At 68.3% G+C, this 23,235-nt stretch carries 17 protein-coding genes; 6 read left to right on the forward strand and 11 right to left on the reverse strand.

What is annotated here, in order from left to right:
- From ACZ5XO_RS10305 to ACZ5XO_RS10330, 6 genes are read right to left on the reverse strand one after another with little or no spacing between them, the layout of a single operon-like run.
- The gene (locus tag ACZ5XO_RS10305; protein ID WP_464162266.1) at window positions 1–771 is read right to left on the reverse strand and encodes a 2,3-dihydro-2,3-dihydroxybenzoate dehydrogenase; all 771 of its coding nucleotides are present in this window, start codon (window positions 769–771) and stop codon (window positions 1–3) included.
- On the reverse strand, window positions 768–4,673 hold the full coding sequence (locus ACZ5XO_RS10310; protein ID WP_464162267.1) for an amino acid adenylation domain-containing protein: 3,906 nt from the start codon (window positions 4,671–4,673) through the stop codon (window positions 768–770). The genes ACZ5XO_RS10305 and ACZ5XO_RS10310 overlap by 4 nt, the downstream gene beginning before the upstream one ends.
- A 3-nt stretch (window positions 4,674–4,676) precedes the next feature.
- Window positions 4,677–4,940 carry a phosphopantetheine-binding protein gene (locus ACZ5XO_RS10315; protein WP_464162268.1) on the reverse strand — a complete coding sequence of 88 codons (264 nt, stop codon included), beginning with the start codon at window positions 4,938–4,940 and terminating at the stop codon, window positions 4,677–4,679.
- Window positions 4,937–5,584 (reverse strand): isochorismatase family protein, encoded by a 648-nt coding sequence (locus tag ACZ5XO_RS10320; RefSeq protein WP_464162269.1) that lies wholly within the window; start codon window positions 5,582–5,584, stop codon window positions 4,937–4,939. The genes ACZ5XO_RS10315 and ACZ5XO_RS10320 overlap by 4 nt, the downstream gene beginning before the upstream one ends.
- Window positions 5,581–7,209: a (2,3-dihydroxybenzoyl)adenylate synthase gene (locus ACZ5XO_RS10325; protein WP_464162270.1), complete on the reverse strand. Its 1,629-nt coding sequence runs from the start codon at window positions 7,207–7,209 to the stop codon at window positions 5,581–5,583. Before ACZ5XO_RS10325 ends, ACZ5XO_RS10320 begins: the two co-directional genes overlap by 4 nt.
- Window positions 7,206–8,441, reverse strand: a complete 1,236-nt coding sequence (locus ACZ5XO_RS10330) for an isochorismate synthase (protein WP_464164903.1) — start codon at window positions 8,439–8,441, stop codon at window positions 7,206–7,208. Before ACZ5XO_RS10330 ends, ACZ5XO_RS10325 begins: the two co-directional genes overlap by 4 nt.
- 151 nt (window positions 8,442–8,592) lie before the next feature.
- Between ACZ5XO_RS10330 and ACZ5XO_RS10335 the strand changes: the two genes are divergently transcribed.
- The 3 genes from ACZ5XO_RS10335 to ACZ5XO_RS10345 are packed head-to-tail and all read left to right on the forward strand — an operon-like array spanning window position 8,593 to window position 11,902.
- A complete protein-coding gene (locus ACZ5XO_RS10335; protein ID WP_464162271.1) occupies window positions 8,593–9,270 on the forward strand; it encodes a response regulator transcription factor in 678 nt (225 codons plus the stop codon).
- Window positions 9,248–10,648: a HAMP domain-containing sensor histidine kinase gene (locus ACZ5XO_RS10340; protein WP_464162272.1), complete on the forward strand. Its 1,401-nt coding sequence runs from the start codon at window positions 9,248–9,250 to the stop codon at window positions 10,646–10,648. Before ACZ5XO_RS10335 ends, ACZ5XO_RS10340 begins: the two co-directional genes overlap by 23 nt.
- Window positions 10,649–10,708: 60 nt before the next feature.
- Window positions 10,709–11,902 carry an MFS transporter gene (locus ACZ5XO_RS10345; protein WP_464162273.1) on the forward strand — a complete coding sequence of 398 codons (1,194 nt, stop codon included), beginning with the start codon at window positions 10,709–10,711 and terminating at the stop codon, window positions 11,900–11,902.
- On the opposite strand, the gene ACZ5XO_RS10350 is transcribed toward ACZ5XO_RS10345, so the two are convergent.
- Complete coding sequence (locus tag ACZ5XO_RS10350; RefSeq protein ID WP_464162274.1) at window positions 11,899–12,816, reverse strand: LysR family transcriptional regulator; 918 nt, start codon at window positions 12,814–12,816, stop codon at window positions 11,899–11,901. The two genes, ACZ5XO_RS10345 and ACZ5XO_RS10350, sit on opposite strands and share 4 nt — an antisense overlap.
- A gap of 242 nt (window positions 12,817–13,058) precedes the next feature.
- Between ACZ5XO_RS10350 and ACZ5XO_RS10355 the strand changes: the two genes are divergently transcribed.
- The 3 genes from ACZ5XO_RS10355 (at window position 13,059) to ACZ5XO_RS10365 (ending at window position 17,166) form a co-directional block, all read left to right on the forward strand.
- The gene (locus ACZ5XO_RS10355) at window positions 13,059–15,149 is read left to right on the forward strand and encodes a TonB-dependent receptor domain-containing protein (RefSeq protein WP_464162275.1); all 2,091 of its coding nucleotides are present in this window, start codon (window positions 13,059–13,061) and stop codon (window positions 15,147–15,149) included.
- Between the two features lie 18 nt (window positions 15,150–15,167).
- A complete protein-coding gene (locus ACZ5XO_RS10360; protein WP_464162276.1) occupies window positions 15,168–16,589 on the forward strand; it encodes a YncE family protein in 1,422 nt (473 codons plus the stop codon).
- Between the two features lie 76 nt (window positions 16,590–16,665).
- Complete coding sequence (locus ACZ5XO_RS10365; RefSeq protein WP_464162277.1) at window positions 16,666–17,166, forward strand: transcriptional repressor; 501 nt, start codon at window positions 16,666–16,668, stop codon at window positions 17,164–17,166.
- Window positions 17,167–17,284: 118 nt separating this feature from the next.
- On the opposite strand, the gene ACZ5XO_RS10370 is transcribed toward ACZ5XO_RS10365, so the two are convergent.
- The 4 genes from ACZ5XO_RS10370 to ACZ5XO_RS10385 all read right to left on the reverse strand — a co-directional run bounded on the left by ACZ5XO_RS10370 (window position 17,285) and on the right by ACZ5XO_RS10385 (window position 23,224).
- Entirely contained in the window at window positions 17,285–19,309 is a 2,025-nt protein-coding gene (locus ACZ5XO_RS10370) for a TonB-dependent receptor (RefSeq protein ID WP_464162278.1), read from the reverse strand.
- A 21-nt stretch (window positions 19,310–19,330) separates the two neighbouring features.
- Entirely contained in the window at window positions 19,331–19,864 is a 534-nt protein-coding gene (locus tag ACZ5XO_RS10375) for a hypothetical protein (protein WP_464162279.1), read from the reverse strand.
- Window positions 19,864–21,177, reverse strand: a complete 1,314-nt coding sequence (locus tag ACZ5XO_RS10380) for an MFS transporter (protein ID WP_464162280.1) — start codon at window positions 21,175–21,177, stop codon at window positions 19,864–19,866. The genes ACZ5XO_RS10375 and ACZ5XO_RS10380 overlap by 1 nt, the downstream gene beginning before the upstream one ends.
- 91 nt (window positions 21,178–21,268) lie before the next feature.
- Window positions 21,269–23,224, reverse strand: coding sequence for an outer membrane protein assembly factor BamB family protein (locus tag ACZ5XO_RS10385; RefSeq protein ID WP_464162281.1), 1,956 nt, complete (start codon window positions 23,222–23,224; stop codon window positions 21,269–21,271).
- Window positions 23,225–23,235: the final 11 nt, after the last annotated feature.

Consider the following 23,235-nt stretch of genomic DNA (forward strand, 5'->3'; position numbering starts at 1 on the left):
CTACGCTTTCAGCGTGGCCCCGCCGTCGACGTAGAGATCCGTCATGGTGATGTGGGCGGCGCGGTCGGACAGCAGGAAGACCACCGCCTCGGCGATGTCTTCGGGCGTCGCCAGCTTCTGCAGCGGAATGCCCGCCTTGAAGGTCTCGGGCGAGCCGGCGATGACACGCGCGGCGCCGTCCTCGTCGGCCCACATGCCGGTCTGCATCGGCGTCAGGGTCGAGCCGGGGGCGACAATGTTGCAGCGGACGCCCTTTGGCCCCAGCTCCAGCCCCAGACAGCGGGTGAACATGGTCGCCGCCGCCTTGGACGCCGCATAGGCCGCCATCGCATGACGCGGCACGCCCGCCGCGTTGGAGCTGACGGTGACGAAGGCCCCTTGCCCCCGCCCCCCCATCCGGCGCGAAACCTCGCGGCCCAGATGGAAGACCCCGTCCGCATTGACCGCGAAGACGCGGCGCCATTCGGCGTCGGAGGTCTGATCCACCGTCACATTGGACAGGACGCCCGCCACGCTGGCGACGAAGTCGATCGGGCCGTCCTCGGCCTCGATGCGGTCGAACAGGGCCTCGACCGCCGCGCCGTCGGACACGTCCAGCGGCTCGACGCGCACGCCGTTCAGGAAGGCCAGACCCGACAGGGCGGTGGACGGCAGGTCGGACGCGACCACGCGCGCCCCCTCCTCGACCAGCAGGCGCACCACGGCGGCGCCGATGCCGCCGCCCGCCCCCGTGACCAGGGCCAGACGGTCGGACAGTCCGCTGTCTCTCATCGTGCGGTCTCCTCGAAAGCGGTCATACGGGCGTCCAGCGCCGGGGCGATCAGGGCCGTCGCCGCCGGGCCGGTCAGTTGCGGGTGCAGGAAGGGAACCTCGACCACGTCCAGATCGACGGCGTAAGGCCGCCACAGGCCGGGCGTCAGGTCGCGCTCCTTGTGGTCCAGCGCCGCGCGGACGTGAGTGGTGCGCCCGCCGAAGGGCCTGTGATGATGCTCCCGCACCAGACGGTTGGTGTCCAGCACCACGCGGATCACTCCGTCCAGCGCCGCCTCGGGCAGGCCGCCCAGCGCGCTGTCGCCTGCCTTCAGGAAGGCGACTATGGCCGCGCGGCTCCGCAGTTCGGGATACTGGGTCGGGTCGTATCCGGCGATGGCCAGCAGGGCGCGCATCGCGTCGACCGGATTCGGGTCCGGCTCGGCGCGCCAGCACTCGGCCGGATAGGAATCCAGCATGGCCATCAACCCGACCCTGACGCCGCGCCGCTCCAGCTCGACCGCCGCCGCCTGGGCGATGATGCCGCCGACGGACCAACCGGCGATATGCACCGGACCGGGCGCGCCCAAGGCCAGAATGTGATCGACATAGACGGACGCCAGCGCGTCGATCCCGTCCGGCAGGGCGTTCTGCGGGTCCAGCGCGGGCGACTGCACGCCCCACACCGTGCGGCGCGGCGACAGGGCGCGCGCCAGCGTCCGATACCCCCACGACAGCCCCCCCGCCGGGTGGATCAGGAACAGCGGCGGCAGGGCCGCATCGCCCTCGGCCAGACGGATCAGCACGCCCAGCCCGTTGTCGAAGTCCAGCGCCTCGGCGTCGATCAGGGCGGCCAGTTCCGCCACGCGCGGCCGGTCGAACAGGGCGCCCAGCCCCGGATCGCGCCCCAGCCGTTCGCGGATCAGCATCATAAGATGCACCGCCAGCAGGGAGTCGCCGCCCAGGGTGAAGAAGTCGTCGTCGGCGCCCGCCGGTTCGGACCTGCCCAGCGTCTCGGCGAACAGTTCGGCGATGATTGTCTCGGTCGGCGTCTCGGCCGCCCGGCCCGCCGCGGCCTCGAACACCGGAGCGGGCAGCGCCTTGCGGTCCAGCTTGCCGTTGGAGGTCGTCGGCAGGGCGTCCAGCGCCACGATGGCGGCGGGCACCATGTAATCGGGCAGGCGCGCGGCCAGCCTGGCCTTCAGGGCAGCGGGATCATAGCCCTCGGCCGGGACCAGATAGGCGACCAGACGGCGCTCTCCCGGCCGGTCTTCTCGGGCCAGCACCACCGTCTCGCGGGCCAGACCGCTGGCGATGACGGCGGCTTCGATCTCGCCCAGTTCGATACGCAGGCCGCGGATCTTCACCTGATGGTCGCTGCGGCCCAGATAGACGACGGATCCGTCCGCTCGCCTGCGCGCCACGTCGCCGGTGCGATACAGGCGCTGGCCCGGATGGTGCGGATCGGGGATGAAGAGGTCCTCGGTCAGGTCAGGCCGGTTCAGATAACCGCGCGCCAGTTGCACCCCGCCCAGATGCAGATGGCCGCCCATGCCGGGCGCCACGGGGCGCAGCCGCTCGTCCAGAATGACCAGCCGCGTGTTCCACACCGGCCAGCCGATCGGCATGGGCCGAGACGTATCCTCCGGCCCGGCGGCCCAATAGCTGACGTCCACCGCCGCCTCGGTCGGGCCGTAGAGGTTGTGCAGTTCGGCGCTCACCGTCTGGTGGAAACGGTCGCGCAATTCGGCGGGAAGTTCCTCGCCGCTGCAGAAGACATGGGCGACCGCGATCCCCCTGGCCGCCGGATCGGCCAGAAAGGCCGACAGCATGGAGGGGACGAAGTGCAGGTCGGTGATCGCGTGGCGGCGGATCAACAGAGCGATGGCGGCCGGATCGCGGTGCGCGCCGGGCGGGGCCACGACCAGTTCGCCGCCCGAAATCAGGGCCAGGAAGAACTCCCACACCGACACGTCGAACGTCGCGGGCGTCTTTTGCAGGATGCGGGTCTGGGCGCCGATGCCGTATTCGGCCTTCATCCACAGCAGGCGGTTGACGATGGCCCGATGCTCGACCAGCACCCCCTTGGGATCGCCGGTCGACCCCGAGGTGTAGATGACATAGGCGGCGTCCTCGCCCCCTTGCGCCACGGCAGGCGCGGACCCGTCCAGCGGCCAGTCGGAAGGCGCCAGCTGGGCCTCGCCGAAGGCGCCGCCGATGTCGTCATGGGCCAACACAACGCTCGGTCCGGCGGCGCGGACGATGGCGGCGATGCGCTCGGCCGGATGCTCCAGATCGAGCGGCAGATAGGCGCCGCCTGCGCGCAGGGTCGCGACAAGCGCGATGACCAGTTCCAGCGAACGCGGCAGGGCCACGGCGACGAGGCTCTCACGCCCCACGCCGCGCGCCGCCAGCGCCGAGGCCAGCGGCGCCGTGCGGCGGTCCAGTTCGGCGTAGGTCAGGGTCTGGTCGCCAAAGGTTAGGGCCGGAGCGTCCGGCGTCGACTTCATCGCCGCCTCCAGCAGGGCGGTCAGCGTCGTGTCGGGAACCGGATGGGCGGTGGCGTTGAAGGCTTCGAGTTCGCGCACGGCCTCGCCCGGCGTGGCGATGGGGACCTCGCCCAGCGTTTCGGCGTCGAGCGCATTGGTCAGGAAGGCGGCCAGACGCTCGGCGTGGGCGGCGGCTTCGTCCAGCGTATAGAGGTCGGGGTTGGCGTCGACCTCCAGCGTCAGGGCCGGGGCGGCGTCGCCACGGAAGGTGAAGCTGATGTCGTCCACCGGACCGGTGCCCAGCACCTTCAGTGTCGTGTCCAGCCCGCTAAAACGCGGCGGCAGATCGAATGGCAGGACGTTGACCAGCGGCCCATACAGACGCCGCGCGCCGCCGATCAGGCCCAGATCGCGCCGCAACTGCTCGCTGCGGTAACGGCCGTGGCGGCGGGTCTTGATCAGGGCCTTGGAGGCCAGGATCAGCTGCTCGTCCAGCGGCGCGTCCTCGTCCAGCGTCAGGCGCAGCGGCGGGACGTTCATAATCATGGCGGGCGTGCGCGCCGAGGCGCTGCCCATGCGGCCCATCCACGGCACGCCGATCACGGCCTCTTCTGCGCCCGAGAAGCGGCGGACGTAGGCGGCGCCGATGGCGGTCAGCACGTCGGGCCATGACAGGCGCCCGGCGTCGGCGCGGGCGCGCAAGCGGGCCGTGACCTCGGGCGGCAGGGCGCGCTCGATGCGGTGAAAGCGGTGTGCGGTCGTGGCCTTGCCGGGCGCCAGGGAGGCGACCTCGGGCGCGTCGCCCATGATCTCGCGCCACCAGGCGGCGTCGGCCGTGCGCTTGTCCGAGGCGCGGTAGGCGGCGTCTTCTTCCCATACTTTGGCGATGGGGTTGAAGACCGGGCCGGGCGCCGGGCCGCCGCGCGCGGCGTTGTAAAGCTCGGCTGTGCGGTTGGTCAGCAGGGCCATGCCGAAGCCGTCGACAGCCAGATGGTGGACGCGCAGACTCCACAGGAAGCGCTGCGGGCCCATGCGGAACAGGATGTTGGCGGCCAGCGGATCGCGCGTCGGGTCCAGCGGCGTCTCATGATCGCGGCGCATGGCGGCCATGGCCTCGGCGAGCGGATCGGCGGCGGCGGACACGTCGACGATCTGCAACAGCGGCCGATGGGTCGGATCGAGGGTCTGGAACACCTCGCCGTCTCGTTCGACGAAACGCAGCGACAGAGCCTCGGCCTCGGCGGCGGTCTGATCGACGGCGGCGCGGAAGGCCTCGACGTCCAGATCGCCCCGGATGTCGAGATAATGGGCCGTGTTGAAGATCGGGTTGGCGGGGTCCAGCCTCTGGGCGAACCACAGGCCGGACTGGGCTTCCGTCAACGGCGCTTCAATCGCCGGAGTCTGAAGGCCGGATGCGACGCGTCCGTCATCCATGCCTCAGGACTCGATGCCGAGCGCGGCGCGCTTCTGGCGGATGATGTTCCACCATTCGGCCAGGGTGACGTGCTCGGCCAGTTCGCTGAACTCCAGCGGCACGGTCTCGCTCCATTGGAGGCTGAGGTTGAGCACACGCAAGGAATCCACGCCCAGGTCCATCAGATTGTCATGGTCCAGAATGGCTTCCGGCGCCTCATGCAGCACGGCGGCGATGTCTGCGCGCATCCGCTCCAGCGTCAGATCCTGCGGGGTCAGCTTGGTCATATCAGTCGTTCCAGAACGCGCGCCGTCGAAAGGGCCACGGCGCAGGTGTCGGCGGCCCAGGCCACCGCGCCCATATGCTTCTCACGTGAAAAGTCGCCAAGCGCATCGGCGACGAAGAAGGGTTCGATATCGCGCTGAAACGCCTCGGCCGCCGTCAGTTGGCAGCCGATGTGGGCGTAGACGCCGCAGACGATCAGTTGGTCCCGCCCCCGTACGCGCATCAGGGTTTCGAGATTGCTGCGCTGGAAGGCGCTGTAGCGGTGCTTGACCAGAGGGAAGTCGCCCGGCGCCGGGGCCAGTTCGGGCAGGATGTCTTCATGCTCGGGCGCGCGGCTCATGCCCGCCCCCCACAGATCAGCCTGAAGCCCCCGGTCGCGGCGATCCTGATCGCCGTGCTGGGCGGTGTAGAAGACGGGCACGCCCGCCGCCCGCGCCGCCGCGATCAGGCGGGCGATGTTGGCGATCAGGCCGGGCAGAGGCTCGGCGCCCGGCGCATAGGGGCGCATGAAATAGCGCTGCATGTCGTGGACCAGCAGGGCGGCGCGATCACGCTGCAACGTCCACTGGGCGCGCGAGGCGGGGATCTCCGCCTCGGTCGGCAGGGCGTAGGCCGGAACGGTCGGCAGGCCCTTGGAGCTGCTCATGCCTTGCCCTCTTCTTGCAGAATGCGCTGGCGCAGGGCGGCGCGCAGTTCGCGACGGCTAACCTTGCCCACAGCGGTCACGGCGAAATCCTCCACAAACACGATCTGGTCCGGCACCTTGAAGGCGGCGATGTCGCGCTGGCGCATCCAGGCCTTCAACTCGACGCCGCGCGGCGCGGCGCCGTTCGGAATGATGAAGGCGCAGATGCGCTCGCCCAGATAGTCGTCGGGCACCGACACCACGGCCGCGTCGAACACGGCCGGGTGGGCCAGCAAATGATCCTCGACCTCCTCAGCCGAGATCTTCTCGCCCGCGCGGTTGATGTGGTCGGTGGCCCGGCCCATGACCACCAGATAGCCCTCTGGCGTGCGCCGCACCACGTCGCCGGTGCGGTAGAAGCCGTCCTCGGTGAAGGATCGCGCATTGGCCGCCGGTTCGTTGTGATAGGCGCGAATCGTATAGGGGCCGCGCGTCAGCAGATCGCCCGGCTCGCCCTCGGCCACCGGCGCGCCCGCGTCGTCGACGATCAGGATTTCGTCGTCGGGGCTGATCGGGCGTCCTTGTGTCTCGACGATCAGGCTCTCGGGGTCGTCCAGCCGGGTGTAGTTGACCAGACCCTCGGCCATGCCGAACACCTGTTGCAGGGTGCAGCCCAGTTCAGCGCGCACGCGACGCGCCGCCTCGGGCAGGAACTTCGCCCCGCCGACCAGCAGCACCTGAAGGCTGGACAGGTCGTGGGTCTTCCGGGCCGCCGCCTGCATCCACAGAAGGGCCAGAGGCGGCACCAGGCCGGTGATCGTCACCCCCTCGCGCGCGATCAGGGGGAAGCAGACGTCCGGCGACGGCGACGGCGCCATCACCACCGTCGCCCCGACATGGAGGGCGCCCAGATAGCCCGGCGAGCTCATCGGGAAGTTATGCGCCGCCGGCAGGGCCGTCAGATAGACGCTCTCCGGCTCCAGCCCGGAAATATCGGCGCTTTCGCGCACGCTGTAGAGATAGTCGTCGTGGGTGCGCGGGATCAGCTTGGACAGGCCGGTCGACCCGCCCGAAATCTGCAGGAAGGCCACGTCGGACGGATCGGCGTCATCGGTCGGCAGGGCCGCCGGATCGGCGCGGAATCCGTCAAAGGATGCGAACTCGTCGGCCTCGCCCACCACGACCACATGGCGCAGGTCCGGAACCTCGGCCTGAACGGCGCGGGCCAGGGCGCGATAGTCGAAGCCCTCATGCCGGTCGGCGACGACATAGGCCGAGGCCTCGGCCCGCGTCACGAAGTGGACAATCTCGGTCGCGCGGTGCGCGGGCAGCGCATAGACGGGGATCAGCCTGGCCCGAAACAGGCCGAAGATCACGCTGAGGAACTCGGGCAGGTTCGGCAGTTGCACCACCACCCGGTCGCCAGGCTTCAGCCCCAGCGCCAGGAAACCGGCGGCGGCCGTCTCGGCCTTTTGCAGCAAGTCGCCATAGGTCCAGCGCTGGCTCATGCCGACCACTGCGACCGCGTCGGGGTGCGCCTCGGCCCGATTGCGCAAGACCTGCGAAAAGGTCTCGCCGCGCCAATAGCCCTTGGCGCGATACAGGGCCGCCATGTCTTTCGGCCAGATCTGTTTCAGGGGGATCATACGCTCGCTTCCTCGACGCCCAGGCCGCGCAGGACCGCCTGGAACTTCCCGGATGTCTCATCCGCCTCGGCCTCAGGATCGGAGCCTTCGACAATGCCCGCGCCCGCATAGAGACGCGCCTCGGCGCCGCAGAGCTCGGCGCAGCGCAGCGCCACATACCAGGCGCCGTCGCCTGCGGCGTTGGTCCAGCCCAGAGCCCCGGCGTAGAAGCCGCGATCATAGGCCTCCAGTTCGCGGATCATCGCCGCGGCCTGCTCTCGCGGCGCGCCGCATACGGCCGGCGTCGGGTGCAATACAGCCGCAAGCTCGGCCGCCGACGTCTCGTCCGTGCGCCGCAGACGCCCCTCGATGCGGGTGCCGAGGTGCCACATGGTCCGGGTCGAGACCAGAGCCGGTCCCGGCGGCGCGCGCAGCTCGCTGCACCAGGGGGCCAGCAGATCGATGATGGCCTCGACCACCAGGGCGTGCTCACGACGATCCTTGTCGGAGGCCAGCAGGCCCTGGGCGGCCGCTTCGTCCTGGGACAGATCGGGGCTGCGACGCGCCGATCCGGCCAGGGGATGGGACAGGATGGCCGGGCCGCGCTTGGAAATCAGCAGCTCGGGCGAGGCGCCGACCAGACGACGCATCGCGCCGCCCTCCCCCTCCCCCAGCGGAACCAGAAAGCGCGCCGCCGAAGGGTCAGCCCTCAGATCGCGCCACAGGGCGAAGGCGTCGAAGGGATGATCGGCCTCCAGCCGCAGACTGCGCGACAGCACCACCTTGTCGATCGGCCGCTCCCCTGACCGGGACTCGCGCATGGTCGCCAGGGCCTGGCTGACGGTCTGCTGATAGGCCGCGCGCGACGGCTGCGCCGACATGCTGATACCGCCCTGGGACGAAGACGCATGCGCAGGCGCGCTCCAGGCGCGGTTGGCGGCGCGCTCAGGCAGAAAGAGACAGTCGTCCATTTCCCGGTCAAAGGGGATGGCGCCGACCAGCAATCGAGGTGAAACCTCAGGGCCTTCCGCAGCGGCTGGATATTCCGAGAAGAAACGTCGAACCCGCTCGCCCAGACTCGCCGCCGGTCCCGCCGGCAGGCGGCGCTGCACGCCTGTGGTGAACAGCCTCAGCTCGGGGGTCGCCAGACCAAAAGCCCAATCCATGACCGCCTCCGGCCGCCCCTGCGGCGCCGCCGCGTCGCTCCCGATCTGGACCGCCAGATCAGGGGCGCTCCAGAAACTCGTCCCCATCGACTCCAAGGATCACTCCGCCGCAATTCACGCTGTTGCGTGTCACTCTCAACAATGCGGGGTATAGACGACCAACCTTCGCGACGCCTTGCGGTGAGATTAATTCGCAACTGTGCTGACCTGAGCGCCTTCGCAGGCTAAGGAGCCAGTCATGCGAATGCTTATCATTGACGATGACGCCCGCACGCGCGCTTTTGTGGCGGAGGGTCTGCGCCAGCAGGGGCAGGCGGTGGACGAGGCTGGCGACGGCGATGTCGGCCTGCACATGGCCTTGGACAGCGACTACGACGCCATCGTCGTCGATCGCATGATGCCGGGCCTTTCCGGGTTGGATCTCGTCCGCTCCATGCGGGCGTCTGGGTTGAAGACGCCAGTGTTGATGCTGACCGCGCTGGGTGCGGTCGACGACCGTGTCGACGGACTGAACGCGGGCGCCGACGACTATCTGGTCAAACCCTTCGCCTTCAGCGAACTCAGCGCGCGGATACAGGCCCTGATCCGCCGCCCGCCCCTCGCGGATCGAACGCCGCTGCACAAGGTCGGCGACCTGACGGTGGACGTGGCGGCGCATAGGGCCACACGCGCCGGGCAGCCGCTGGACCTGACCCCGCACGAGTTCAAGCTGCTGGAACGGTTGGCGCGCAACGCGGGACAGGCCGTGACCCGCACCATGCTGCTGGAAACCCTGTGGGGCTTTCATTTCGATCCTCGCGCCAACCTGATCGACGCCCACATCAGCCGCCTGCGCGCCAAGGTCGATCGCGGCTTTGATTGCGATCTGATCCAGACGATCCGCGGAGTGGGCTATGTCCTCAAGCAACCGGACTAGGACCGGGACGCCTTCCATCTGGTCCACGACCGGGCTGCGCTTCGCCGCCGCCTTTTCCCTCCTGTTCGGCCTGGGCGCGGTCGTGATGGTGGCCGGCATCGACTACGGCCTCATGCGCTTCGCCGAGGCCGAGGTGCGCGACGGTCTCGGTCACCAGATGGAGGTGATGCGCACCGACGCCGACCGCCACGGCACAGAGGCCCTGGTGCGGGAGTTGAACGCCGAAGCGCGCAACCGCGACGCCCGCCGCTATCTGCTGCTCGTCGAAGCCCCGGACGGAAGCACCTTCTCCAATGGTTTGACCCGTCTGGCGGTCAACGCCACCGGGTTCCGACGCAATCTGCCGAACAAGGCCCGGCCGGCCCGCTGGCCAGACCAGACTCCCAACATGATGACGCTGAGCGCTCGCGCCGCCGATGGCGGACTGCTGGCGGTCGGGCGCGACATCCAGCACCTGGACGAACTGCGCGTCGGCATCCGCCGTTTCGCGCTCTGGAGTGGATTGGCCCTGATCCTCCTGGCCCTGGCCGGAGGATGGGTGTCAGGACGGCTTTTTCTCCGCCGTCTCGAGGGCGTCAACCAGGCGGTCGGACGCATCATCGCCGGGCAGGATGAAGCCCGCCTGCCCTCCGTCGGACTTGGTCGTGAATTCAATCAGTTATCCGAGAATCTCAACCGGATGCTGGATCGCCAGGAAGCGGCGCTCACGGCCCTGAAGTCCCTGTCCGAAGGCGTGGCTCACGAGTTGCGCGCTCCGCTGAACAGGGTGCGAAATCGGCTGGAACAGGTCGCCTCTCATATCGACGATGCAGCCACGCGCGATGAAATGATCGAGCGCGCCCTGGCCGAAACCGACCAGGTCAGCGCCCTGTTCGAAGCCCTGCTGACCCTGGCGCGTATCGAGAGCAGCGGCGGCGCCCTGAATGTCGCCCCGGTGGATCTCGCCGATCTGGCGGCCACAGTCTGCGACATCTATCGCCCCCTGGTTGAGGAGGCGAACGGCGAGATGAACACCTCCCTCACCCACTCTGTCGTGGTCGAAGCAGACGCCGCCTTGCTCCAGCAAGCCCTGGCGAACCTGATCGAGAACGCCGTCTTCCACGGCGGCGCGCCGATCCGCATCAGCGTCTCGGCCCGGGCCGAGCAAGGAAAGGCGATACTGCGCGTCGCCGATCAAGGCATAGGCGTGGCTGAGAGCGAGCGTGAAAAGGTTCTTCGTCGCTTCTACAGGATCAATCAGGCCGATCCGGCGCCGGGCTCCGGCCTGGGCCTGGCCATGGTGGCGGCCGTCGTTCACGCCCACGGCGGCGCGTTGCACCTCGCCGACAACGCCCCCGGTTTGGCGGTGGAGATCACCCTGCCGCGAAGCCAAGGCTGAGTTATTGCAATTCATTCTCATTTGCTTGATGGAAATTGATCGCCTTTTCGGGACCCGACCATGACCCCTGCCCTTGCGCCCCCTTCGGCGGCGACCTCGACCTTCAGCCTGACGCCTCTGCTGATCACGGCCGGGGCAGGCAGCATGGCCATGATGGCCTTTGTCGCCGTGGTAGGGCCGATGGCCCGCCTGCTGGGCCTTTCGCCCTGGCATGTCGGAACGGCGGTCACGGTCTCAGGTCTGGCCTGGATGGTGATGGCCCGCTTCTGGGGCGCGCGTAGCGACCGCGTCGGGCGACGCCGAGTTCTGCTGATCGCGCTTTCCGGCTTCTCGATGAGCTATGCGGCTCTAAGCCTGTTCATGAGCGCTGCCCTGGCTTGGGTTCCCGCGGTCATGGTCAGCTTCCTGGGCATGGCCGTCGCCCGGACGATGGCAGGCGCCTTCTACGCAGCCGTGCCGCCGGTCTGCGCCGCCCTGGTGGCTGACCATACCTCGCCCGCGGAGCGTGCGAAGGCCATGAGCACCGTCGGCGCCGCCAGCGCGGTGGGCATGGTGGCCGGCCCCGGCGCGGCGGGTCTTCTCGCCGGTTGGAGCCTGAGCGCCGCACTCATCATTATCGCCCTGTTGCCATTGTGCGCCCTGTTCGCCGTCTGGCGCTTCCTGCCCACAGACACCGTCCATGAAGCTCGCAAGCACGCGACGCTGAAAATGTCCGACGCGCAGCTGCGACGCCCCATAGCGGTCGCCTTCATCGCCATGTTCGGCGTGGTCGTCGCTCAGGTCGTGGTCGGTTTCTTCGCCCTGGACAGGTTCGGCCTGTCGCCGAACGATGCGGCGCGCGTATCCGGCACGGCGCTTGCCGTGGTGGGCGCCGTCCTGTTCGCCTCGCAGATGGCGTTGCGGCGATTGAACTGGCCGCCTTCGCGCTTCATCCGCGTCGGCGGCGTGATCGCGGGGATCGGCTTCGCAGCGACTGTGCTGGCGACCACGCCCGTCATGCTATGGGCGGCCTACGCCGTCATCGCGGCCGGCATGGGCTGGGTCTATCCGTCGCTGTCCGCCCTGGCCGCCAACGCGGTGGAGGCTCACGAACAGGGGGCTGCAGCCGGGACAGTCGCGGCGGCCCAAGGCCTGGGCGCCGTTCTGGGACCACTGGCCGGCGCCTTGGCCTATCAGGCGCATTCAGGCGCGCCTTACGCTCTGTCCGCGGGCCTGATCCTGATCGCCGCGCTCTGGCCCGTGCGGGGTCGTTAGGCTGAGGCAGCTTCCGTCGCGAAGGCCTTGGCCAGGGTCTCGACCACCCATCGTGTCGCTGGATCATCGCTCGATCGTTCGTGCCAGACCAGATGATAGTCGAACGGCTTGACCCCCGACGGCACGGGAAAGGTCTGAAGGCCATGGCTCGCCGCAAAGCACTCGGCCGCCCTCCGGGGCAGGATGGCGACGGCGTCGGTTTCAGCCAGAAGATAGGGCGTCAGGGAAAAACTCTCGGCCGAAATCAGGATCCGCCGGTCCGCCATTTCCGGCAGGTCATCGGCGATCCAGTCGCCGAAACCGTCACCGACAGAAACCGAGACGTGCGACCACTTCAGCAAATCCTCGATCGACCCGCTGGATGCATGGATCGGATGATCCGGTCGCGCCAGACCCAAGTGGGTTTCCTGGAACAACCAGCGTGACTGAAGGCTGGAGCCGTGAGGACTCCACCCCGTCAGGACAAAGTCCAACCTGCCGTCCTCCAGTCGTCTGAGGCTGGCGTCCGACAGGGGTTCGACAGTCAGTTCCACGCCGCCCGCCTCGCGTTCGATGAGGGCCAATGTCGGTGCGAGGACGCTCAGCAAGCCGAAGTCGGTCGAAGCCAGACGGAACCGCCGCCGCATGCTGCCGGGCTCCACGCCGTGGTCGCGGATCAGCGACTCGCCCTCCCTCAACCAGGAACGAAGCGGCCCCCGCAGGGCCTCGGCGCGCGGGGTCAGCATCATGCCGCGCGGCCCCCTTACCAGGAGCGGATCGTCGAACTGATCCCTCAGCCTGGCGAGGATACGACTCATCGCCGGCTGCCCCATGCCCAGCCGATCAGCAGCGCGCGAGACGCTGCGCTGCTCCAGCAGCACCATCAGATGCTGAAGCTGATTGAAATCGGCGCGAGAGGGCAGACGCCCGGACATTCCGGCTTCTCCGGGAGAAAGACGAGGATTTTTGTTATAATAATGACTATTAATTGCAACAAATTTTGCGCCTGAGGCTCCTGCGCCGGGATCATGACAATTTGCGAATATGGCCCATGCCGAATGCGTCATTGAGCCGTTAATGCGAATGATTATTAGAAGCGCCTGCCGCTCACAAGCGTGAGCATTCCTCCCCAACCGGGCGGTCGCCGCCCATTCAACGCACGCCTTCGGGGGCACAGATGCTTCTTACCAAACGCCGCATCGGGCTTGGCCTGATGACCTCAACCCTGCTCGCCTCGTCACCGGTCCTGGCGAACAATCCCGCCGACGAGCCCCAGGCCACCACCGTCTCGGATGTCGTTGTCACCGCTTCGGGGACAGGCGTCGATGTCCGCGACGCTCCGGCTTCGGTCAGCGTCATCACGCGCGAAGAGATCGAGCGACAACCGGTGCAGAGCCTGGGCGAACTGCTGGGCCGCCTGCCCGGCGTCACCGGCGGCGTCAGCCCCACCGGCGCCATGTCCAAGATCACCATTCGCGGCCTGCCGGACAACTACACCTTGGTGCTGGTGGACGGCCGTCGCGTCGGCAACTCGCGCGACATCAGCTATCGCCCCGACCTGGGCCGCCAGGATCTGAACTGGATCTCGCCCGACATGATCGAGCGCATCGAGGTGGTGCGCGGGCCGATGTCGTCGCTTTACGGCTCCGACGCCATGGGCGGGGTCATCAACATCATCACCCGCAAGATCGCCCCGACGTGGCGCGGCTCGGCCAACACCAGCTACACCTGGTCCGAGGATTCCGACCGCGGCGACGCCTATCAGCTGGGCGTCAACGTGGCTGGTCCGCTCACGGAGAACCTGGGCCTGCGCCTGGGCGCAACCTACGCCCGCACCAACCCGGACGAGGTGAACATCTCCGGCGCCAACGGTACGGGCGGCGTCGTCAACAAGAGCCTGAACGGCGTGCTGAACTGGGCGCCGATCGACAGGCACAACTTCTCGTTCGAGGCGAACTACGGGGTGGAGGAGCCCCTGGCGCCCAAGCTGCTGGTGCCGAACCGCAACGGCGTGCTGACGCCGCAAGGCGCCTTCGGCTCTGAGACCGAACGCACCAATTTCCGCGCCAGCCACGAGGGCGAATGGTCCTTCGGCAAGACGCGCCTGGACGTCTATCGCAACGCCTTCGAGAACAAGGCGATGGGCGAGTACGGCGGCTCGGCCGAGTTCGAAGAGGTGATCGTCGACGGCCTGTGGAACTTCGAGAAGAACTTCGTCTGGCTGCACAAGTTCGCCATCGGCGCCCAGTATCGCCAGGAAGAACTGACCAACACCGACACCATCGGCACGGTGCCGATCGACTATGACGGCAACGTCATCACCGGCGCCACGCTGAAGGGTGACACGACGGCCATCTTCGCCGAGGACCAGATCACCCTGCGCGAAAACCTGCTGCTGACGCTGGGCGGCCGCGTGGACAGCCACGACAAGTACGGCGAGCACTTCAGCCCGCGCGCCTATCTGGTCTGGCACCCGGCCGAGGCCTGGACCCTGCGCGGCGGCGTGTCCAAGGGCTTCCGCGCCCCGTCGCTGAAGGAGAACAGCGCCGGCGCCGCGACCCAGTCCGGCGGCAACGGCTGCCGGGGCCTGATCGGCATGGCCGCCAAGGACAAGAACGGCAATCCGATCCTGGACGGAAACGGCAATCCTCTGGTCTACACCTCGGGCGGCTGCTGGATGGCGGGCAACCCCAACCTCAAGCCCGAGGAAAGCACCAGCTACGAGTTCGGCTTCGCCTATGACGGCGCCGCCTACAGCTTCGCCGCCACCTATTTCCACACCGACTTCGAGAACAAGATCCAGTACGCGCCGCTGGGCTATTTCGAAGGCCGCTGGTGGACCAAGAACGAGAACGTCCAACGCGCCCGCACCAAGGGTCTGGAGCTCAGCGGCTCAGCGGCCCTGCCCTACGACCTGACCCTGCGCGGCAACGCCACCTGGATGATCGAGGCCAAGAACCTGGACACCGGGGCCAGCCTGATCACCACGCCGGAATGGTCGGGCTACGCCTCGCTGGACTGGCGAGCGACCGATCGTCTGGGGCTCATGCTGTCGGCTCAATACACCGGCGAACAGCTGAGCGGCGGCTCGACCCTGACCAACGCCCGCACCGAGTTCGACCTGACCACCGCCTATGAGGCGTCCGACACGGTGACCCTGCGCGCCGGCGTCTCCAACCTCTTCAACGAAAAGGTCAGCGGCACCGCCGGCGACGGCTACTACTCGCCCGGCCGCCGCTTCTTCGTTGGCCTGACCACCCGCTTCTGATCCGGAGAAACTTCGATCATGACCACCCTGAGAAAATCCCTTCGCGGCGTCGCATTCGGCGCCCTTCTGGCGGCTTCGGCCGTCGCGGTTCCGGCGGTCGTCTCGGCCCAGGCCCTGTTCTCGGCGCCCGAGCGCCTGGACGGCGGCCAGGTCGGCTTCTCGTCCGGCGAGCGCGGCAAGCCCGTCCTGCCGGGCGGCCCGGTCGTGGCCAATGGCCGCGGCTTCCATCCGGGCCAGAGCATCGTCCTGATGTACGGCCAGACGCCGCTGTCGACCGGCCCGATCACGGCCAACGCCGAGGGCGGCTTCGAGGCGCGCCTGACGCTGCCGGCGAACGCCCAGCCCGGCAACCACCCGATCGTGGCGGTGTCGCAGTCGCCTTACAACGCCGTCGTGGCCGATCTGAAGATCTCGCCGAATGTGCCGCTGTCGAACGAGGCGGCCTATCGGGTGACCAGCATCCAACCGACGCGCGGTCTGTATCAGACCGCCTATAGCGCCAAGCGCAACGCCGTCTTCGCCACCTCGGCGGTCGGCCGCCCGCCGGTGCGCCAGTCGGAGCTGCTGCGCCTGAACGCCGACACCCTGGCGGTCGAGGCCCGCGTCACCCCGGCCGCCGCGCCGGGCCGCACCGGCCGCGACGGCCAGCCCCAGGACGGCGGCGTCTTCGCCGTCTACGGCGTCGGGGTCGATGACGCCAACGACACCGTCTGGGTCTCGAACAGCCGCCAGAACACGGTCGCCGTCTATCGCCAGTCGGACCTGTCGCTGGTGCGTCAGTTCGAGCCGGGCACGGTCAACCACGCCCGCGACGTCGTCATCGACGAAGAGCACGGCAAGGCCTACGCCAGCGCCACCTTCCAGCCAGAAGTCGTGGTGTTCGACACCGCCGCCCTAACCGTGGCCAAGCGCATCAAGATCGACTCGACCGTGCGCGGCGAGACCTTCTCGGCCGCCAGCGTCTCCTACGACCGCGAGGCGCGCCGCCTGTACGTCGCCTCCAACTCGACCAATGAGGTCGCGGTCATCGACGCCGCCGCCGACACCGTGCTGAACGTCTTCCGCGTGCCCGGCGCGCGCAGCGTGATCGGCGTCTCGCACGATCCGCAGACCGACCGCATCTTCGTCGCGGCCCAGGGCACCGACAACCTGGTGGTGCTGAACGGTTCGGACGGTTCGGTCGTGGCCGACACCCCGGTCGGAGCCGGCGCCCTGAACGTGGTGTTCGAACCGAAGTCGCGTCGCGCCTTCGTCAGCACCTTCGGCGCCGGCACGGTGACGGTGACCGACGTCGACGGCCGCATCGTCGCCAACCTGCCCGCCCCGCCCGTGGCCAACCACGTCTCGGCTGACGGGCGCGGCAACGTCTATGTCGCGGTCAAGTCCGGCTGGACCACGGACGGCAACGACTCCGTGCTGCGCATCCGCCCGGCGCGTTGACCTCCGGGTCCTGACCCAAGGCCCTCGCCTGTCCGGCGGGGGCCTTTCGTTTTCATGCCCCGCCCCAGTTGATACGATGACCGTCCCGACGACGCCTTCTCGCCTCTTCCTGCAGGACGAACTGACCCTCAAGCCGGATTCGTCAGACGCCGCCCTTGGACAGATCCTGAAGGCTCACGGCCTTCTTCTGAACCGAGCGCGCAGGGATGTCCTGCATGTCTTGCTCCATGCCGAAGCGCCCCTTGATGTCGATGGCGCCCTGGCCGCCGCCCGATCCCAGGGCAGCCACGTCTCTCGCGCCGCCGTGTCGCGGTTCCTCAATCTCCTGAACCGACTAGGCGTCGCAGAGGTGGCGGCGCGACGGAACGCCCGACGCTTCTTCCGCCTGAAACGCCAGACGCCGGTCATCAGCCTCAGCTGCGTGCGCCAGCACCGGATCATAGAGGTTCGCGACGACGCCCTGGTGCAGTCTGTGGAGCAGATGCTGCACGGCCTGGGCTACCAGCTGGCCGAGGGCATCCACTTCCGCATCGAGCCCCTTCCCAAGATGTCTCCGGACAGATTGAGTGAGGCCTGAACGCCTCGCCACATGGGATTGAGGCGCATGGCCAGAGGCTGGCCCAGGCCCCATCCGTGACGCGAGGAAAGCGGTTTCTCACTTCATCCGCAGCGCTCCACGCACCGACAGGCAGGCTTCAGTAGGCCAGCCGCACGCCGACGCTCAGCGTCCGAGGCGGGCCGAAACCTTCGACCCCGGCGCCGGTCTCCGCCACCTCGACATCAACATCAAACAGATTGTCGACGGCGAGCCAGACCCACGCCGAGTCATTAGCCCGCCAGTCAAGCCGCGCATCCATCGTGACGGCCGCGCCCAGCGCGCGGCTGTTCAAATCATCATCGAACCGTTTGCTCTCGTATCGCGCGCGAGCGCCAAGGTTAAGACGATCAGTGGCCTGCCAATCGACCCCCGCCGAGGCGCTCCAGATCGGGGCCTGGGCGGGTCGCAGGCCCGTCAACTGAGGCGCGGACGATCCCCCGTCCATGCGGGCGTCGGTGATCGACACGGCCCCGGTCAGATCAAGACCGGCGCCCAGGGCCTGGCGCGCGCTGATCTCGACGCCTGAGGCTTCGATGGTTCCGGCGTTCTGACGCTGACGCAATACGCCGCCGGCAGGAACGAAGCCCGCGCGCGGGAAGGTTCCCGGCCCCTCTCCTACCGTGACATTGACGATGGCGTCTTCGATCCGGTTCCAGAACAGGTTCGCCGTCAGCGCCGAAACCGGCCCCTCGAAGACCAGCCCGGCCTCTACGCCGTGCAGCGCCTCGGGAACCAGGCCGGCGTTGGCCTCCGTCAGATCGTTGCCGACGCGGAAGGGCCGATGCAGTTCGTTCAGCGTGGCGGGCCGGAAGCCGGAATAGGCCGCAGCGCGCGCCGCCCAGCCGCCGCCGATCATGCGCCGCGCGGCCAGGCGCGCACTGACAACCTCGCCCGAACGTTCGGGGTCGCTCTCATCCAGCGTCGCCACACCGGTGGCGAGACTATATTCGTAGCGGAAGCCGCCGTTGTTTTCCCAATGATCCAGCCGCAGGCCGCCGGCGACCAGCCAGTCGCTGGATGTCCACGAGCCGTCCACATAGCCGCCCATTACCGAGGCCTCGCCCCCCGCTCGGCGCCCCTTGGTGAATCCGGCGCCGGTCGGATTGCTGAAACGCTCATGCGTCGCGCCCTCGTTGAAACGGGCGTCAACGCCGAGTTCCCATTCCACGCGCCCGCCCAGCAACCCATCGCGCCGCCCGCGCAGCGCGGCGTTTACGCCCCAGCCCGTGGCCGGGGTCTCGTACTGATCATTCGCGGGCGTGGTCGTGGCGCGATCCGCCGCAACGGAGGCCGAGGTATTGGCGAAATCGCTCTCGCGCCGCCAGGCCTGCAACCTCCACCCTCTTCTATCATCCGACGGCTGGCGAGCGGCGGTGGCCGACAGGACATGACCGCTGGCCGTCGCTCGCGTGCCCGCGAGACCGGAACCGCGATCCTCCTCGTAAGCGGCGGCGCGGAGCGACACGGCCGCGTCACCGATCGGCATGTCGGCCCTCAGGGATGCGCTCATCGCCTCAAGGTCCAGCGGCGTGTCGGCCGCTCCCGCAGCCGCGCCTCGCACGGGGACATAGCCGTCGCTGACTTCATAGAGCGCCGAGCCGGTCAAGCGGACACGCCCAGCATCCATTGCGCCCGAGCCGGCCAGCCGGGCGCCGCCGCGCTCGGCGACAGAGGCGTCCAGCACGCCGCCGCGCTCGCGCTCGCGCAACTGGATCACGCCCGTCAGCGCGCCCGCGCCATAAGGACCGGCCCCGGCGCCGCGCACGACATCCAGGCTTTCGACGCTTTCGGGCGGCGTCTGCGACCAGATCACCCAACCGCCAAAGGGATCGTTCAACGGCACGCCGTCCAGCGTCACCAGCGTTCGGCCGGCGCCGGAAGGGGCGATGGCCCGCAAGCTGATGCCCTGTGTTGTCGGATTGGCCGCCAGACTGGAGGTTCGCCGGAACAGCGACACCGCCGGAACCGTCGCCAGGGCTTCATCCAGCCGCATGGAAGTCGAGAGCGTCTCCTCGCCCAGACGGATCACCGAGAAGGCCGCCTCTCCCGCCGCCGGGGGCAACCGGGCGGCGGTGACGATGACATCGTCGACTGAGGTGGTCTGCGGCTGGAACTCTATCACTCGAACTTCCCTGTCGAACGCCTAGCGAGGCGGCAGCGCCTTCGACAGATAGTCGATGACGGTGTTGATGTCGTCCGCCGAGGCCTGCATGCCGTTCGACTCCATGCGCGCGACGATTGAATCCCACTCCGCCTCCGTGTGTCCGTTGGCCGTGACCAGGATCAGGGAATGACAGGTCCCGCACAGGCGCTGGGCGACATTGCGCCCCGCCCCCTGAGGCAGGACGCCCGGCTGAACCGTCGCCTTGACCGGCTGGGGCGGCGGAGCAGGCGGCGCGACCACCTGCACGGTCGGCGGAGCCTTGCTCGGCTGTGCCGACGTCACGACAGGCTCAGGTTCAGGAGAGGCCTCGACCGGAGGCGCGACTTCAGGCGGAGGAGCCGGTGCTTCAGTTACGCCGGGGACCGGGGGCGCCGCCGGAGCGGCCTCCGCCACGACGACCCTGTGCGATCCATCCGCCGGATTGGACGGCTCGCAGGCGGACAGGCCCACGCCCAGGATCAGCGCGACGCCCGCGCCCGGTCGCAGGATGGAGCGAGTATGCCAGTTCGCCATCACGCCGCCTCCGCTGCGGTCGGTTCCGCGATGCGCTCAACCCGGCCTACGAGGAAGGTGTAGGAAAAGGCGCCGATCAGGGCGAGAACGCCGATCATCGCCAGACCGCCGAAGAAGGAGCCCGTGGCCGCGACGATGAAGCCGATCATCATCGGCGTCACGATCCCGGCCAGGTTGGTGCAGAAGTTGAAAACACCCGCCGTCAGGCCGATCAGACTCTTGGGGGCCACATCCGAGATCAGCGTCCAGCCGAGGTTGGACATGCCCTGGCCGAAGAACGCGATCGACATGACCGCGATCACCAGGACGTCGGACTTCAGGAAGGCCGCGGAGATGATGGTCGAGGACAGCAGCAGACCGGCGACGATCGGCAGCTTGCGGCCAAAGGTGGCCGAGCCGCTGCGCTTGACCAGGGCGTCCGACAGCTGCCCGCCGAACACCACCCCGACCGAGGCGGCGATGAAGGGCAGAACCGCCATCCAGCCGACCTTCAGCCAAGGCATGTCCCGCTCCACCACCAGATAGGTCGGGAACCAGGTCAGGAAGAAGACGAGCGTGGCGTTGGTCGCGAACTGGCCGATCGAGGCGCCGAGAATCTGGCGCTTGCCCAGCAGCCAGCCGATCTGTTTCCACGAGAAGGGCGTCTTGCCCGCCGCCGCCGACAGACCGCCGCCGCCCGCCGCGATGTGATCCAGCTCAGCCTGATTGACGATGCGGCTGTGCTCGGGATCGCGATAGACCCACCACCACAGGCCCGCGAACAGGACGCCGATCACCCCGGCGATGATGAACAGGGCTCGCCAGCCGAAGGTCCCCGTCACCCAGAAGAGAACCGGGCTGAGGAAGGCGATGCCGAAATACATGCCGACCGAATAGACGCTCTGGGCGCGGGCGCGTTCACCCTGCGGGAACCAGGCGACCAGGATCCGGCTGTTGGCCGGGAAACAGGGGGCCTCGGCGGCGCCAAGGCCGAGGCGATAGATGATCAGGGAGGTCAGGCCGGTGGCCGCCCCCTGCAAACCGGTGAAAATCGACCACACCCCGACCGACAGGGCGTAGGTCAGGCGGACGCCGAAACGGTCCAGGAACATGCCGCCCGGAATCTGCGCCAGGGCGTAGCTCCATGAGAAGGCCGAGAAGAGGATGCCCATGGTGGCCGCGCCGAGCGCAAGATCCTCGGCCATCCGCGGGGCCGCGACCGCCAGAAGCGAGCGATCCAGATAATTGATCATGGTGCCGACGGCGATCAGGGCCAGCACGACGTATCGCACGTGGGTCCTTTTCGGCGGCGTGACGGGCAGGGCTGCATCCATTGGGATAATCCACTGACTATTAGTTCGGTCCGACCGGCGTCGGATCGGGAGGCGCCCCGCGAAGCCCTCGGGCCTCGCGGGGCGGTCGGCGCTAGGGGAGGACGAAGGCGTTGAGGGTGTCCGACATTCGTCTGGCGGCGACAGCTGTGCCCCCTGCCCCGGTCACGACGACATACTGTTTGCCGTCCTTGCCGAGGTAGGTGACAGGTGTGGAGTGGGCGCTGGCGTCCAGCTCGACCGACCACTTCACCTCGCCCGTCCGGGCGTCGAAGGCCCGGAAGGTCCGGTCGTTGGTCGCACCGATGAAGACCAGGCCGCCGGCGGTCTGGATGTTGCCGCCCAGATTGCGCGCGCCGGTGGCCACATCGGTCTTCAGCCCCGGAATGGTTCCCAGGGGCGCGCGCCACAGGATCTCGCCCTTGCTGATGTCGACCGCGACCAGTTCGCCCCAGGGCGTGGGCGTGCACGGCAGCATGGTGTCGGCGTCGATGCGATAGCTGAAGCCCGACTGGGTGATCGGCGCGTTGGGATCAACCGGACCGCGACGACGCGGCGGACGCGGCCCGCCGAAGATGGGCGTCACCGGGCCGGCGGCGCGGAATTGACCCATGTTCTGGACATTGACGATGAAGACGTCAGACGTCGGGCTGTAGGACGGCCCGCCCCAGTTCGGCCCGCCCAGGGTGGAGGGGAAGCTGAGCGTGCCCCGCGTCATCAGAGGGCGGCCGTACAGACCCGTCACCTGGATGTTGTTCTCATCCCAGAAGGCGGTGCAGTAGGCGTGCTGCTCGGGCGTGATGTTGGGGATTTCGTCGCGCGTCATGGTCACCCGCGCCAGCGGGCCGGGCCGTACCGGGAAGGGTTGGGTCGCCCAGGCCTCGTCCGCAGGGTCGTCGCTGCGCGGGGTCGGACGCTCCTCGATCTGGTGCAGAGGCCGCCCCGTCTGGCGGTCATAGACGAACAGCAGGCTCTGCTTGCCCGTCAGGGCCACTGCCGGAATGGTGCGGTCGCCCTCGCGGAAGTTCACCAGGATCGGCGGGGTCGGCATGTCCCAGTCCCACAGGTCCTTGTGCGTGACCTGGTGGTGCCACTTCAGCGCGCCAGTCTGGGCGTCCAGGGCGATGATGCTGTTGGCGTAGAGTTCAGACCCCTGGGCCCGACCGTTCAGGTCGCCGACGGGAGCGAAGACGATGCCGTTTTCCTCGTCGATGGTGATGGTCGACCAGACGTTGGCGCCGCTGCGGTCCTTCCATTCATCGCCGACATAGCCTTCATGATTGGCCTCGCCGGGTTGGGGCACGGTGTGGAAGGCCCAGACCAGTTCGCCGGTGCGGACGTCCCAGGCGCGCACGTCGCCGCGCGGGCCGGGCGGACCCATCTCGCCGGGGCGAGCGCCGGTGATCATCAGGTTCTTGTAGATCGCCACCGGGTTCGGGATGGTGAAAGTGTCGCGACGGCTTTCGCCCACGACCTCGGACGCCACGCCGACATAGGCGTCGACCAGGCCGTTCTGGCCGAAGTCCGCCGCCAGTTGACGCGTACGCACGTCCAGCGCCGCCAGATAGCCCTTGTCGGTGGCGAAGATGATGCGCGGGCCGTGGGTCTCGTCACCCGGCCACCAGGCGATGCCGCGGCCGTGGATATTGCGGTCCGACTCCCATTTCCACAGCACCTCGCCGGTCTCGGGAGAAAGAGCGGTGATGGTGGCCTTTAAGTCGGGCAGGTTCGGATTGGTCGGCGTCGAGACATACATGACCCCGTCGATCACCAGGGGCGTGACCTCCCAGCGGTGATCCAGGCCCCGGTCGCCCTCCTCGTCCGTGCCGCCGCCGTAGCGGAAGGTCCAGGCGCGCTTCAGCTGGCCGACGTTGTCAGGCGTGATCTGGGTCAGGGGCGAAAAGTTGGTCGCACCGGGGTTCTGGCCATAGCTGCGCCAGGTCCTGCCGTCGTCAGTCGGGGCGCCAGCGGTCTGGGCCAGAGCCGGGGTTCCGGCCATGAGGATCAGCGACAGACAGGCGCCGACGCCTTTCAGGGCGCTTCTGGTCATGGGGCGTTCCT

This window comes from Brevundimonas sp. T2-11 (genome assembly GCF_055397675.1).